Here is a 16,041-nt window from a genome sequence, read left to right as displayed (position 1 = left end):
CAACAGAATTTCCTATTGTGAAAATTTTATTCACAATTAAATCATTCCCGTTATGTGCTGATATAAGTAGTCTACCATCCAATTTAATATATAAGCTAATTTATTATTTTAAAAACATCATATGAATCAAAATTTAAATTAAATTTACGCTAATACAAATGAAATAACAATGACTGAAGAACTATTCTGGAAAATAATCGAAGAGACAAAATCATCAACTCAAGATGAGCATGCGGATCAAATAGTTGCACAACTTACCCAGCTTTCAATTGATGATATTAACAATTTTGAAAAAGAACTCCGAAAACGAATTGCCGAAGCTGACGATTACAGGGTAATGGCTTTGGCTAAGATCATCGATGGCTATGTTTCTGACGATAGTTATCTCTATTTCCGTTGCTGGCTTATCGGCAAAGGAAAAGCTATATTTTATAAAATATTAGCTAATCCCGACGATCTTATTGATTACGTCATCCCTTCGGAACTACCTGATTTTGAAAGTTTATTATATGTAGCGACGACGGCTGTAGAAGAAATAAGCGATGAAGAAGATTTCGAAGATCCTAGAGATATCGCCGTTGAGGATGGCTTAGACTATGATAGTGATGGCAACACCAAAGGTGAAGACTGGAATGAAGAAGATCTTCCAAAACTTTATCCAAAACTATGGGCAGCATTTGGCGGCAATTAAACACTACTATTTATAGTATCTAGGGAAGTAATTCAATATCTCCCTGGATACTATAAATCGACATCGATCATCACAAGATTTTCGACATCCATTTTTTAAAATCCTTCTCGAACGTTGGCAGATCAAAATCTTCAAACTTATATTTCGCAATGATTGCAGGAACCTCCGCTATCAGTTTCTCCAACACTATCCTGTTGCGTTCTTCCTGTGTAATCCTCATAAAAAGGGCTAAATCAAATACTAGATCAATACTTAATTCTTTATCATTTTTACTAAATCTAGCCTTTTGCTTCTTGTTGTATTCCGGATCCAGACAAACCAAATCAATCATAATTTTCGTCAAGGATGTGCCGTAATTTTGCTCATAAAAATACGCCCTAAAGCCGGTATCTGTCAGAGCTCCCAATACCTTACTCATTTTAGATTCCCACCAAGCGTCTGATGTTATAAAAAGATCAAAATCAGTCTTTATTCTCATTATTTTACTATTTTATTACCTGGCGTAAGATATCCTGTTTGCACTTTAAAATTCAATATCTTCATGCTTTCTACACTGAGGGCATTACTTAAATTACCACTAAACTCCGAATCTATATATACACCGTGCTCACCTATACTGTTTTTATATTTTTGTGTGTACCGCTTTTCAAGGTCTTTAGAAGTTCCAAATTTCCAGACATCATCCTTATCTAACCAAACAAGTCCTTGTGCTTCCTTGAAGCCTCTTTTCATGATTGGATAAAATCCACTTTCTTTCGCCCTTAATGCGTACTGATCTACCTTTACAATGCTCTTAGCCGCGTATAGGTTTTTTGAGACTTTAATTTCAGTACCACCTGGTAAAAATCCTGTTAATGCAAATGCAATTTCCTTTGCGTCCCCAGTGCCGATCGCTCCCCCAAAGACATAAAGTCTCCAACTTGTGCCAGTCCTGGTATATTGGTCATACTAAGTATGTCACCAGTTCTCATCCACTCTTCCGCGGTCTGTGGTCCTTGCCAAGGACGATATGCTCCACTTGCAGAACCGTGAAAATACGGATGATCGGGCAATGTAAAGCTTGAAGAAAGGGAATTTAACATCCTATTCCAGAGGGACAGATTTTGCCTACCCCATACATTTACATTATCAAGCATTATTGGATCGGCATTGCCATTTGCACTCCATCCCCCGTCGGGATCAAATCCTGTAATAGGATTGTTTCCCATACCGACATACGGTGAATAGTATTGCCCATATGGAGCCGTACTCAACCAACGTCCTATCGCAGGATCGTAGTTCCGAAGATAGAAATTATTCCAACCAGTTTCATTATCTTTTTCGGCATATTCACCTTGATATCCATATCGGGAAGCAATTCCAGCAGACTGTAAGGTTGTCCCGAAAGGATAATAATCCTGCCACACCTAGTTCTTTAAATGTGTCTCGAACAAAAGGTAGCAACTCCACTATATCAGGAATGCAAAGGTTACTAGGGCATTTAGCGTATAAATAAACAAAGCCCCATCCTATGTAAGATTGGGCGGTGTGCATTCACATACAACATTAGCGCAAATAGAACTCTTCAAATTCAATACAGTCGACACTGATTACTTTACCGTTCTTAATAATAGCCCTTGAAGCAAAGATCATGAATGGACTTGTTAGATTCGATTTCTCCGTTTCATATTTCCGTATAGTTGCAACGTCCCATTTCTTCACCAATCCGATTGTTTCCTTATTGAAAGCCGGTGGATTTTCAAAATCGAATTTGTTCTTTAAATATTCATATGCAATAGACTTCTGTTCATTCCATATCATGCCATATGAAATTCCGGTTTCATACTCATAGGTCTCAAGAAAAAAAGCAGTATCGCATAAGGACAAAAAATTTAGGCTATCCCGATCGATAAGCTGTTTCCTAATATTCGCATAAAAATCTTTACCTCTTTTTCTTATTTTACTTTTTAATTGAGTCCTAGATATTTCAGAAGAAACTTTATCCATAATTTCGGACTGCCCATATGTGTAATCCGAAGAAAAAATGAATCCTATGATGAATAAAAATATTACGATTCTGTTCATATTAAATCAATTTATCAATATAAGAAAGGAGAGTCTTTTCTGCCCAATCTCTTATAATTGGTAACGCCATTACTATTATAATACAAACTCTGGTTTGTACCCGTCCTTATGATTCTTGTAGAAGGATCTGCATTCCCTGAAACATCCACTCCATAGGAAACCCTTAATAGCATTTACTAACGATGCTCTGTTTATAAATTGCTTAGCGGATTCGAGATCAACAAACACATGGTAAGAATTCATTTAAGTCCGTCACACGCTCCTTAGATCTATGATCGAAAAAAGCGTACCCGAGCCCTTTTACCAATATTTGAGCATAAACATAATAATCATTTTCAATATTTATCTCTAAGATTGATCCTTCTGTTATCCTTTGCCTTTTCATTACACCTTAAATTATAGTCCTCTACTACCAAATATGCTTTGATAACGTTCTAACAGAATTGTAGGATAATTATGCTTTTCTGTTCCTGTAAACCTTCCTATACCTCAAATTGCTGCCTCAGCTTTTGTCGCAACCTTTTGAACCAACTTCGCATTAGAAAGTCTTCCCTTAGTAGCTCTAATAATTTTATCAAAATCCTAATATCTGATAAATCACTTCACTACTTAAATTAACTAAAATGATAGAACATAAATTCTTATTAGCGTCTGTTCCTAATATACAGTTTTTAGCAATCAAATATTTTTCCGAAGGTAGTTCTCCCCAAGAAAAACTCAATGTTTTTTCGGAACGTAAAGTCTGAACAGGCTTTGAAATTTCTAACCCACAATCATTTTCAATAAAACATTCATAATACTTGCCTTCAATATTATAGTCATAGCCCCTCAATTGGACAGTATCCTCTTGAATAGACACTATTGTAATTTCGTATAATTTTTTCGTTCCCTTATCAAACCACAACTCAATAAAATTTTCCCCTTCAGAAATTTCACAGTAAATAGAAGTAGGCCTATTTACCGGATAATCAATTTTAAGAGAAAACGGAATTCTATTTGTAGAATCATAAATCTCCAAATCTGAATGAATATGCGTATTTGCTTCTTTAAATCCTATTTTTATAACCTTATTATTGTCCATAACTAAAATGTTTTACTGCTGGTAATTCACCTGCTGTTCTTGGTGCGCCAAAAATTATTTTGTTTCCACCCGAAAAATACGGCGTGTTGAATTGAAGCGGTCCACGTGACAACACATCATCAATTGCTGAATGTAAAGCCTTCTGGTGTGTTTGGCCCAGTAACTTTAAATAATCTGGTCCTAATTTAGCTCCGTTGGTCGCAAGCTCTTCGATTTAGGCCTTTTATAATACCCCATAACTTATCTACCACAGGTCATACTAAAATATAATACCGATTAAGCCAGCTAACCCCACTTTTCTAAACTCCAGTCTTCGATCAATTTTTCAATCAAAAGGGTATCGTTCCAAACTCCCTAAGGGGACAACTCCTTCTGTTCTACCGTAAGCGTTTTTACCAACTGTCTGTGCAAAGTGTCTGTATCTACAATATGCCACCCCAGAAATTCACCCCTCACATTATGTTGTTGACGCATAAACTTAGGCTTACTAAATTCTGAAGCACTATAAAACCCAACACGTTCAACAATCTTTCGACTAGCCGCTGGCCCTAAAGGAAAAGAAATTAAATAGCGTTCCTTTTGCTCCGCCAACTCCTCAAAGTTGGCAGGCCTTTCCGAATGTAATCCCTGTAAAACCCGAACCAGTGCTACTGTAACCGGGTCTTTATGTATATAGTGCAAATATGCTTTTCCTTTAGGAGTATCTATTTCAAAAATATCTCCGACTTTGATCCTCGCCATAATTAATTAACAAATTGATTTCAAAAGTTCATATCCTCTTTGTACTTGTGCTCCATAAGTTGGATTCTTAGATGAGATGCTACTTATTACGTTCAATGTCCTTTTGATATTATTCGGTTTAGCCATTTTATATGGGCTGAACAATATATCCCATTGTGTACGCTACCATTGAACTCAGAGACATAGGACACATAAACAACACCGCCAAATCGTCATCAGATCAGGCGGTGTTAAGGCTTATTTTCTCTGTTAAGGAATCAACTGGTACCCTTCTTCCCCCATTCCCACTTTATTTATTATGCCCACATACTTTCTATTTTTAAGCGGATTATAATCTATCTTTATAGACTTGAACCTCTCCTTAATAACTATTTTTTTCCATTCCAGATAAAAAACAGATAAAGTATCTCCACGGAACCTGTATGCAAATGGTGAAAAGCCATTTATCATACATACTCTTTATAGCAGAAATCTCCCCTTCTATCTTAAAATTCGTCCAATTCGATTCCCTTCCCAATCAGTAATCGCCGGCCTATGCATCTCGTGCCATCTTTTAACAAAACTATCTATATTTCTCATATCACGGCTAATCAATTTTTCCAACTTTCTCACCCTGTTTTTAAAACCTTTCGATGTTAAGTAGCAACCAATTTTATGCTCCGGACAAAATAACATATAAAATAAAAAAGTTCATATCCTCTTTGTACTTGTGCTCCATAAGTTGGATTCTTAGATGAGATGCTACTTATTACGTTCAATGTCCTTTTGATATTATTCGGTTTAGCCATTTAATACGGGCTGAACAATATTATCCCCTTATGTACGCTACCATTGAACTCAGAGACATGGGACACATAAACAGCACCGCCAAATCGTCATTAGATTAGGCGGTGTTAAGGCTTATTTTCTCTATTAAGGAACCAATTGGTACCCTTCTTCCCCCATTCCCACTTTATTTATTGTGCCCACATACTTTCTATTTTTAAGCGGATTATAATCTATCTTTATAGATTTGAACCTCTCATTAATAACTTTTTTTTCCATTCCAGATAAAAAACAGATAAAGTATCTGCATCATTTAGTCATGATGGTGCACTGATTATCATCAGTAAAAACAAATTAAGAGTATTTTAGTTACAAAGTACCATTCTTTAGTTTCAGACCTTTGACAAACCTTTGAATGAGCAATGCATTTATTCCCAACAAAATCCCTAATCCTGTAATTAGAACAGCAAAATTCACACGATATCCGATATTAAATTTGACCCAGTTAATTAATTCGTCGTTTCCGTCAAAGATTTTAATTGACGAGTATTGTAAGTTAGTAATCTGTCGTACGTCGATTTCCCTAACGCGAAGATTTTCATCAATACTTACAAATTGTTGTCTAGCTTTATCTGTTGAAATCTTAAACACCAAAAAATTATCACTATAGAAGTATTCGTAAATTTTCTGTATACGACCTCCTCCTAGAATAGATTTCCCTGAATATAATACTAAAGCATCAGTACTATCCACAACGACAAGACCATAATTATCGGAAGATATGTCGTATCCCCAGTAATCAAATTTCAGCCCATACGGTAAATTATACTCATTTTGAAATTTATCATTTTTGAAAAAATAATATATATCATCTGATGCAAGAATTAATATTAATACAGTAATAGCCAAAAAAAACAAAGTAAAAAACATTTGAAAAAATTTATTCATACCAAATTAAATCTAATAAAAAGGAATAGTCACAACGGTTGGTTTGTAGTCATAAGGCACACCAAAAGCTTCTAAGTTTGGCCCCTTCCCATCGGGAACCATACTAGGCGATATAAACAGTTTATTGTTAACTTTTTCATCTATAAAATCAGGATCCCAAAAGCCATCGCTTTCAAACAACGTGTAAGTGACCTCTTGTTTGAAAGGATCTGCAAAAATATGAATCGTAGTTCGACCAATATGAAACTCATATTGAGTTGCATTTATACTTTCCCTTGATTTATAAAGTCCTTTAGAAACAGCTTTATGTAATTGAATAAACTTAGGTGAAGATAAAATTTTCATGAGAGAATTCCGTCCAATAGCAACAGATTCACCTGATCCACTATAATAATGTTTCACAGCATCAAGATTGCTGTTAACAACCATTCCCTTAGGTTCTAATCCAATGATCTTTTGATGAATGTTTTTATACATATCAATATCTCGCTTATCGACAAACTGAATATCAGTCTTTTTAGTTCCTAATACCTCAACTGGTGCTATAGTTTGCCCTACATAGACAGTATCCGCAGCCATTCCAGTTGGATCTATCATTAGTAGGGGATTATTTATTCCATAGTTATATCCAGACAAATTCTCATACAGATCCGCCAGCGGATCCACCACATTCCACCGTCCAATTTCTGCATCATAAAACCTAGCCCCGTAATCCAGCTGGTCGCCAAGTTCCGTCTGAACTTCCTTGCCGTTATAAAGATACTTATTATTTCCGCCTGTTACAATAGATCTTGTCTTACCAAATGGATAATAATCCTGCTGCTGTACGATATCCATCGTGGTAGCCGAAGCTGTTCCTCGTTTGATAACTGTACGTACATTACCCAGGTGATCTTTCAGGTTATAATGGTAGCTATACGTACCGCTGCTGTTCTGCAGATAACCTTCTTCCGTCAAGATCATATCGATTGTACTGTTTCCCGTCCCCGTCTTACTGTATTCGATTCCACCGATATAGTCACGTTGCGTTACCGTTGTACCTACCGTCGCTGTCTTACGCAGTTTTGTTCCTGTCGCATCGTAGAGATACGCTACGCTTGTACCCGTTTTGCTTGCTGTCTTCGGCAGGTTCAAGTGATTGTGGGTAAACGTAGTCGCAAGGCGGTCTTTCGTCGCATTGCCGTTCACATCGTATGTATAGGTATTCGTGTTACCCGACAAGCTTGCCAAGCGGTTACTCTTGCCGCTATTGTTATACGTATAGGTCGTCGAGGTTGTTGTCGTCGTGTTCCCAGTATTACGGGCCAGTGTCTTGATATTACCCATATCATCGTAGGTCAATGCCTCGATCATCACTGTCGTACCCGAGCTTGTACCGTTCGTTAGACGGTTAAGCTTGTCATAGCTGTAATTGAACGTACTGCTTGTCGTTGCTGCATGCCCCCAGAGCTGCTGTGCGATATTACCGTTATATTGTGCTGCGGTAAGCTGCGTTCCAGCTGTATTGACATTGTAGTTCAGCAATTCGGTGAACTGAGGGGCAGAGATATTCGTCGCCCAGCCCCGTTCGTTATAACCGTAACTTACCGTCGTCAGAAAACTGGTTCCGCTGTTTTCGCTGTGAATACCCTTCGTCTTGAGCTGACCGATCTCATTGTAGACAAGCCGGCTCTGGATCACTTCCGCTTGACTGTCCACCTTCTTCTTCGTCTGTGCCAACCTACCAATATGATCATATTCATTGGTCGTCAGAACGGTCGTAACGGAAGCAGAGCCACTGATACGGTGCTGGTGCTTGCTTGTCCAAAGCTGTCCCGAAAAATTATAGGTATTGGTAATACGATCTACTCCGCCTAGATGGTTATCCGATACAGATTCGATCAAACGTCCGCGTTTGTCGTAATAATTAACTGAGAGCAGTGGAGATGTTCCGTCGTCCTTGCTTACATTGGTTCCCGTCAATAGCCCTTTGAGCATAGATGTACTGTCCAGTCCTGATGTAGCAGCTAGAACGGTAGAGGCCTTGAAACCGTAATCGTCGTAGTAATTGGTCAGGTAAACTGTTCTGTCGGCAGTGCTCCGCGGATAACTTTTGTTATCGTATGCCGTACCGTTCGAGGCCCGTGTCTCCCATAATGCCGTATTCGAGCTGGCCTGCTCGGCATTCAATACCTTCTGCAGCGAATCGCGGAGCAGCGCGCTACGGAAAATACCACTTTCAGTAATCTTGCCAAAGGCATCATATTTCGTATAGCTCCACTCTTTCGTCGTTTTCTCGCGCTGAACGGCATCCTGCGTCAGAACGGGCTGGTCGTTCTTATTGTAAACAATATACTCCCAGCCTTTACCGGGAATCTTCTTCTCCACCAACCGACGCCTGCCGTCGTAACGGTAGGCATACACCAATTCATTGAAATCCGCATTATTATCTGTGACTGTTGTAGCTGTATATCCAGGCGGAACCACATAACGCAGGTCCCCGAAATCATCATATACATAATACGTGTTCAGTGCTTTGCTATCGCTTTCCCAAATGCGCTTAAGAACCACACGGTCTTCAAAATCCTTAAATTCCTCTACAGTACCTGTACGGGTCGGATTAGCAGGATCTGTACTGCTGTTAACCCAGTTCTCGTCCTTTATAACAGTTTTATATAATTTACCCGCGGCATAGCTTCCTGAAGTGGCTCCACCTGTCTCCACCGTCCAGAGCTTTACCTCATCGGACTTATTCGTACCGTAATCAGAAACAACTGTGCGCCCTGTCGTGCTAGCGCTCCCTCGGTTGCTGACAGGCTGCCAGGCCGCTCCCGGAGCTCCCTGCTCCAGTACACGGTTCAACGGACTGTTCTCAAAAACAGTAACAGAATACGGATAATCCGTTTTCTTCACATGGCTGTCCCAGCCCGTGCTTTTGTAATAATTCGTCTGGTTCGCCTTGGCAGAGGTCTTATAGCTACCATCATTGCCTGTCTGCTCGGCATACGGAAGGTATTTGATAGATTCCCTTCCGAAGCCGTCATATTCTATATACTGGACTCTATCTTTCTTACCGTTAGCACCGCCCTGCCATTGCACAGTCTGCGAGGGACGTCCCAGGCCATCAAAATATTGGATATCGACGTTCACATCTTCAACAGGTTTACCCTCCAAGGAACCCGCGGTAAGATATCCCGGATTGCGAGGCGTACGGGTAACAATATAGTTCTGCCCCGCACTCAGGTTCAATACCCCATCGTTAGATATGGTGAAAGTGACCGTTGCCGTTGATGTTCCGCCGCTGTTGCGTGCCGTTACCGTATAGCTCTGCTGGGCAAGCGTCGTGCTCACCTTGCCCGTGATCCGGCCTGTACTTTCATCGAAAAGCAGTCCTGAAGGGAGAGCGGGGCTTATACTGTATGCGCGTAGCACATTCACTTTTTTTATACGGTTAGATGTGTTCTCAGCAATATAAAAACCACCGTCAGGACCTTCTGAGATACTATAGGGATTCGTGATCTGACCACTTGTCGTTATTGTCAACACATTGCCGGTCGGCGAGATATAACGTATCGCATTGTTCAGCATATCTACACTGTAGAGATTTCCACGCTTTACCACGAAGTCACTGAACCCATTGAACCGCGCACTTGTACCCTGACCGTCCAGAAAGCCTGTTGTACTGCTACCTGCAACGGTGCTCACATTCCCTCCGCTGACCTTACGCAGGCTGTTGTTCAGCCTATCAGCAACATATAGATCTCCGTTATCATCGAAACGAATCGCCTTGGGTTGATAAAACCGCGCCGTAAGCACTGTTCCGTCAAGCATCCCCTGAACACCGCTGCCAGCGTAATCACTTACTACTCCAGCCGGTGTGATCCTGCGGATCTTATTATTATAGGCATCGGCAACATATAGGTTACCATCAGGACCGAACGCCAGCCCCATCGGGTAGTTGAACGATGCCGCTGTACCTGTCCCATTGGCAGAACCTATGGAACCGCTTCCAGCAAAGGTTGTCACAACCCCGGCAGGGGTTATCTTACGGATACGGTGGTTCTGCTGGTCTGCAACAAAAATGTTTCCCGATCCATCGATAGTGATGAAACTGGGGTGTTTAAACCGCGCTACCGTACCTGTACCGTTGACGTAACCTGAGCTCGTGCTGTTTCCGCCTGCAAGAACTGTCTGTACACCTGCAGAGGTACGCTGAAGAATGCTATGATACCCCGTATTGGCGATATAAAGGGTACCGTTGGACGCACAGACCGTACTGAGGGGATTGTAATAACCGGTAATCGTCTGATCGACAGTTACGCCAAATTCAGCGGCACCGCCACTGTTAACCGGAGACCAATCTATCTGTTGATTTACTCCAATTACACGGGATCCCCCGTAGTTAATGGAAGGAGATGAAGTGGCAGCAATGTTTGCCGCCATCAAAGCTCCGGATGACTCAAAATCCGACTCGACCGAACGGAGCATCATTGCCCCCGAAAGATGCGCATTCAACGTATCGCTCTGGGCGAATAAACCCAGATAGAGACAGCTGAAATATATTAAAATGAAATTAAAAATCGACTTGTTCACGATCTGGATGTTTATGGTTTATAATTATACCGGTAGTTTCTCAAAATATTGCTATCAAAGTCCAGGACACTCTTCAGACGCTGGAAGCCGTCGTATTCATAGGTTTCCCTGATCCCACGTGCATCCGTCATGCTCGTCATGCCTACCAAAGGTTTATAGGTATAACTGCTCACCTGCGATTTCTTCAGGTTCAGGCGGATCGTCTGCGCATAACCGTTTATCACGGCATCACTCACGTTATCCGCATTTAACGCAGTCATCGCAGCTGTGGCACTCCCCGTGCCACCCAATGCCGCAACTGCCTCTGCATACGTCGCATTTTCAATTTTTATAACTGGATACTGACCTTTGTAGCCCCAGATATAGGTCGTAGTGAGCGTTTCATTCTCACGTATTTCCTGCACATTGTTGTAGGAATCGTACGAAATACACTCTACTCTTTTCTCATAGCGCGTATCCGGCTGGAAACTTCCGGTAGTACCATTTGGTGGAAGAAGTCCCAGGCTTCGATTGCTCAGCTTAAATTCACTTGCATTCAGTTCTCCCGTACTAAAGTTAAGACCGTATACGGCATTCAATCGACCGGAATTATCAAAAGAGGTATACCGTCCACTTACGATACGCTTGATCGAATTGTCTTCCCTGACCTGGATACTTTCTATGGGATTTCCGATGATATTTTTCTCCAGAAGCTTGGTCAGCCAGGTCGTATTTGAACTATAGTCGTAGGGATAAACGAAGTAATTCTCCACTTTTTTCCCGTCACTCCCGTAGGCTGTCTTCTTTTTCAGCTCACCATAAAGCGATCCGTACTCCATTTCTGTTGAAGAACTAAGCAGGATGTTTTCCCCTGAAACATCGTAATCCGTAATAATTTCCCTTGTTAACCAATACTGGGGAAGCGAGATTTTAAACAACGAAAGGCTAAATAAATTACTATTGGCGGCCAGAACAGCCATTGCGCAATAGGCGCGTTCATATATTTCCTTCCTGTAATACTTTATCATCTCAAAGGTATTATTACGGAAAGAATACTCGCGTTGTACAGCGCGCTGCCTGATAAACCTGTTCCCCGTCGCATCCCACCTGAAATAAGTTTCAGAAGGTAAGCTACCAATTATGGAAATATTATTAACAAACTCCGCCTCATAAGGTCCGTTCGGATAATAATAGCGATAGGGAACGCTACGGTTTATAGCTCTGGAATATCCCGTCTTGCCCAATCGTATATTCGCTCCATTATATTGTACCTTCTCTACATATTCGTAATAAATATGTCTTCCTGAGAGGTTCGGCCCCAATATATTCGGCTGTCCGACATAAACGGCATAATTACGGTCATAGAAACACTGGCAGTCAGACAATGAAGAACACTCCCAAGTAATCTTCCATTTTTCGTAGAACACATTGTTATCTACCTCCCTCAGGTCCCGAAGTACTGTACCAGATCCATATTCAAATCCATCCTTATTAACCAATGTGTTCTGACGATCGTAATTCGAGAGCTCCTTGATCCGCAGACCGTCGACATATAACTTCTGGCTCACTTGTGCGGTATAGTCGCCGACAACATAAGCCTGTACGTAAGAAGCATCCGGAAGGGAAGCCGTAGCGGCATCTATTACGGTGGTGATCAAACGGTAGGTATGCCCATTGGTCAAAAAGATCTGCCCATTAACGGTTTCTGGCTGCGTATAGGTTTTTGTTCGCTTGACGTGCAGCACAGTTTGGTTCATCGTAAGATCGATAAGTTTGACGACCTGCATATCGGGCGGATCATGGTAAGGACTGGGCTGTTGCAGTGGAGAAAAATAGATCTTCAGATATCCGGTATTGGGTGCTATACTCCTGTTCAATACAAAATCGACCGTATCGATAACAGGTACCTGCTTGGAATTCCCTATCACTTTTAGCTGCGCAAAAGTACCAGTGGTTGTCTGGTTCGTTATCCCTGTATAGTAATTCGGCTCAAAAGTGAACACCGTCTTTCCTCCTGTAGGATAAACAACCTCTTTAAGCATTCCTGCCTGGATAAGGGATGTATTGACACTTCTATCTGAACCGCCGACATAATCATTTGTGTTTATTCCCGGCAGGGATGGCGGTTTGATCTTTGGGAGATAATCGGATACAATACCGTTATAATAGCCCCAATAATCCTGTGCCGTGGAGTTTGTAGCAGGAAGTGCTACACTGCTATTGTAACCGAAAGTGTATTTCTGATCTGAGGACAGCCCTACAAAAAGGCTGTCCAGTTTAAGCCTATAGTCATACTGATAGACCGGATTGGCAGTCTGGAAGTAACCGTAGGAGAACCGAACCCTGTTGATCAGCTCCTGTTTGCTGTAGATATCTATACTATTCAGTTGGTGCCCAGGAAAATCATACCTTGCCACATTGTAATTGAAAACGACTTTGCCCTGCTTGCTGTCTATCTGTTTGAGCCTCGGCTCCACAGTTGTGTAATAGGTTATATTTTCTGAATATTTTATTGGAGGAAATAGATTTAAATCACTATCCTTCGGATCTCTATTATAGAGATACTTCTTCAGATACGACTTCTGCGCAAGCCACTCCGGTTGAACGCTATTGCCTGAAGGTAGAAGGGCATTGGCAGACACAATCTCCCATTGATAGTTCAGGACATCGCCCTTTACGTTTTCAATCTTCGTTAAGAACCAGGACTGTAGATATCTTTTTAATGAGGGCGGGATCTCCCAAGCAGTATCATCAAAATAAAGCTGCGTCTGCTCGAACTGATATTTGGTGCCATCGGCAGTCGTGATCAGAAAGGAACTGGACAGAAAAGACGTCCGGTTCACCCATTCCACTTTAAAAGAGGGGTTGAAATCATTGATAAAACGTTGTTCTTCCAAGTTGTAAAGAAACTTGCCTGACTCTCCCGTAGGTAATCTAAAACTGAAAATATCAGGTTCGTTATCATATTCGAGATCTGCATATTTCTGCTTGTCCAGATCGGAAGTGAAACTGAACTTTTCGATATATCCCTTGTTCAGATCGATATAACCATAGTCTTTGTATTCATCAGGTAACGATCTGACCGTACGGCTGATCATTCCGCTTGCGTTGAGCGACCAGGCCAATCCGACCGACGAGGCTACCTGTGCAACTTTAATCCCCGAACCGTTGTAATCGATATCAACGCCATAGGAAATATTACCGGATTCAACAGAGAAAAGAGGAACGCGTATATCGGGAACACCCGTATTAACGCCCACATTATACTCACCATAACGTAAAAATGCGGCAACATTCGGACTCGCAATCTGTGGTTTGGTATAAAAAGATTCGGTCTGCGCAGAAACATCTACACAGAAAAAAGCAATTAACATGGCTAGTAGACCCGAACGGATCCGAAAGCCTTTCAAGCTCCTTGATATCATTTCAGAATTTAATAAATAGTATTTTATCTTGTTAATAATTGGATTATTTCACTTTTACGATAACACCAAAGCACGAAAGCTCACTTTAATAAATCAGAATTTCTAATTAAAAGCTATATTTCAGAGCCAAAACCTATACGTTAATAATTCAATTCGAATGCTAATATCTGACTATTTCATCAATAAAAAAAATTTTTTATCAAAAAAACAAGAAAATTCACTCAACACATACGAACAACATATTAAAGATTATTTTAGACTGGAGTTGCATTTTAGTAATAAAAAAAAACTACAATCTGAAGATTAATTATCCTCTAAAAATATTGGTAGTGCTAGATCGGCTTCTTTTAATCTAAAACCATCAACATTATCAAAAGAATAAACCCAAACCATACGTTCAAAAGAAAGAGGAGATGCAGAAATATCACTTTTATCTATTGATTTTACATTAGTTTTGACGAATTAAGGACTGTAAATATTTCACTATTTTCCGTAACTCTATAAATTTCTTTTGCAGCATTACCAAAAACTATCACTGGAATATTTTGATATTTCGTAAAGCCAAAAATTTTATTATTCCTGTCTTTAAAACACGATCCAAAATCAGCTTTATCAAACATTGATATTCTTACTTCTATGTTCTCGCCATTCTCATTCTGGAGAATATTTAAAGTACATTCTGTTATTCTCGATATTCAGATTTAGACCTATTTCTTTAAATGCATTTCGCACTAAACGTAGCAACTCCAGGCATCAACTCCAGTAATCAGAGGGCTAAAGCCATATTGCACTGTAAATCGAGGTCTTCAAGAAGAACTTCATCATAAAGCAAAAAACTTAATTACCAATAGATTTAAAGAAGCTTTATATAAAAGTTCCTTTAGCAGTTGTCCAAAATATATTTCCCATATACAGAGCCCCAGAACATGTAGGATAACGTAATCAAAAAAAACAAAAATGCGCAAATGGCTGAAATTTTTTGACTATTAAAAATAAGGGGCTGGCTCTTTACGATATCATCACCTCTTCCTCTTACGATATAGAATAAATAGTTTAATCCAAGAATTACACAAAACACGGCAATAAAAAACCATTTATCAAGCTTATGGCAATAATATGTGATAGATATCAGGTCAATCACTCCATTTATTAAAAAACTTAAAGAGGAACTCAGCGCAAAACATGTTGTAAAACGAGGGGTACCATCTTTCAATACTTTTGTGTAGAATAAAAAGTACTGAGAATATAAAACATCCAAAAATAACATAGTCTTCATTATCTAAACCAATCTATTACTTTCCCAACTCCTGGTACAATTTTATTATCTCTCAAATTCTGCCAGCCAGATGTCGTTGAAATACTTCTTCCCATTTCCCAACCTATCCCCCAAGCAGCACCATAAACACCTCCAAACATTGAGTACGCATTTGTACCTTGCTCTATAACCATTTGGCCGGTGTTGATCGTTCCAGCAGAGTGACTCACATTAATCTTCTAAAAATTATATGCTCCCAAAGTTTTACCCGCACCACCTAATTAGTATTGGATACCGATCTTTCTGCAAATCACTGATCATTTTATAATAGGATAACATCGGAATAATGCTTCCAACCTAAATGCGAAAAAATAGTATTTATTGTACCTATTTTCGAAAAAACCTGTTCTAATGTTCCATCATTTAACAGTTCCTCAACAGCTATAAACATGCTCTCATAAGACAGATCTTTCAAAATAAGCATATCTGTCGACCAAAAATACACATCACAATTGCTCTC

The 16,041-nt window shown here is 40.0% G+C and carries 13 protein-coding genes; 1 reads left to right on the top strand and 12 read right to left on the bottom strand.

Going from position 1 to position 16,041, the window contains the following annotated elements; translation table 11 throughout:
- The first annotated feature begins 169 nt into the window (after positions 1–169).
- Positions 170–691, top strand: coding sequence for a DUF4240 domain-containing protein (locus tag ACSZOX_RS22065; RefSeq protein WP_437922387.1), 522 nt, complete (start codon positions 170–172; stop codon positions 689–691).
- 70 nt (positions 692–761) lie between these two features.
- On the opposite strand, the gene ACSZOX_RS22060 is transcribed toward ACSZOX_RS22065, so the two are convergent.
- From ACSZOX_RS22060 to ACSZOX_RS22005, 12 genes are all read right to left on the bottom strand, one after another.
- Positions 762–1,169: a hypothetical protein gene (locus tag ACSZOX_RS22060; protein WP_437922386.1), complete on the bottom strand. Its 408-nt coding sequence runs from the start codon at positions 1,167–1,169 to the stop codon at positions 762–764.
- Positions 1,169–1,423, bottom strand: coding sequence for a hypothetical protein (locus ACSZOX_RS22055; protein ID WP_437922385.1), 255 nt, complete (start codon positions 1,421–1,423; stop codon positions 1,169–1,171). The genes ACSZOX_RS22060 and ACSZOX_RS22055 overlap by 1 nt, the downstream gene beginning before the upstream one ends.
- A gap of 119 nt (positions 1,424–1,542) precedes the next feature.
- Positions 1,543–2,097: an RHS repeat-associated core domain-containing protein gene (locus ACSZOX_RS22050; protein WP_437922384.1), complete on the bottom strand. Its 555-nt coding sequence runs from the start codon at positions 2,095–2,097 to the stop codon at positions 1,543–1,545.
- A gap of 139 nt (positions 2,098–2,236) precedes the next feature.
- A complete protein-coding gene (locus ACSZOX_RS22045; protein ID WP_437922383.1) occupies positions 2,237–2,755 on the bottom strand; it encodes a hypothetical protein in 519 nt (172 codons plus the stop codon).
- A 574-nt stretch (positions 2,756–3,329) separates the two neighbouring features.
- Positions 3,330–3,836 (bottom strand): hypothetical protein, encoded by a 507-nt coding sequence (locus ACSZOX_RS22040; RefSeq protein ID WP_437922382.1) that lies wholly within the window; start codon positions 3,834–3,836, stop codon positions 3,330–3,332.
- A gap of 354 nt (positions 3,837–4,190) precedes the next feature.
- A complete protein-coding gene (locus ACSZOX_RS22035) occupies positions 4,191–4,577 on the bottom strand; it encodes a hypothetical protein (RefSeq protein ID WP_437922381.1) in 387 nt (128 codons plus the stop codon).
- Positions 4,578–4,826: 249 nt separating this feature from the next.
- Entirely contained in the window at positions 4,827–5,027 is a 201-nt protein-coding gene (locus ACSZOX_RS22030) for a hypothetical protein (protein ID WP_437922380.1), read from the bottom strand.
- A gap of 684 nt (positions 5,028–5,711) precedes the next feature.
- The gene (locus tag ACSZOX_RS22025) at positions 5,712–6,290 is read right to left on the bottom strand and encodes a hypothetical protein (protein ID WP_437922379.1); all 579 of its coding nucleotides are present in this window, start codon (positions 6,288–6,290) and stop codon (positions 5,712–5,714) included.
- A 12-nt stretch (positions 6,291–6,302) separates the two neighbouring features.
- The gene (locus tag ACSZOX_RS22020) at positions 6,303–10,862 is read right to left on the bottom strand and encodes a DUF6443 domain-containing protein (RefSeq protein WP_437922378.1); all 4,560 of its coding nucleotides are present in this window, start codon (positions 10,860–10,862) and stop codon (positions 6,303–6,305) included.
- Positions 10,863–10,873: 11 nt separating this feature from the next.
- Positions 10,874–14,266 carry a hypothetical protein gene (locus ACSZOX_RS22015; RefSeq protein WP_437922377.1) on the bottom strand — a complete coding sequence of 1,131 codons (3,393 nt, stop codon included), beginning with the start codon at positions 14,264–14,266 and terminating at the stop codon, positions 10,874–10,876.
- A gap of 1,275 nt (positions 14,267–15,541) precedes the next feature.
- A complete protein-coding gene (locus ACSZOX_RS22010) occupies positions 15,542–15,751 on the bottom strand; it encodes a hypothetical protein (protein WP_437922376.1) in 210 nt (69 codons plus the stop codon).
- A gap of 92 nt (positions 15,752–15,843) precedes the next feature.
- The coding region (locus tag ACSZOX_RS22005; protein WP_437922375.1) for a hypothetical protein at positions 15,844–16,041 on the bottom strand (198 nt) is incomplete at its 5' end.

The sequence above is a fragment of the Sphingobacterium sp. LRF_L2 genome, assembly GCF_965644235.1.
Classification (GTDB): Bacteria; Bacteroidota; Bacteroidia; order Sphingobacteriales; family Sphingobacteriaceae; genus Sphingobacterium.
This window is presented reverse-complemented; position numbering and strand designations above follow the sequence as displayed.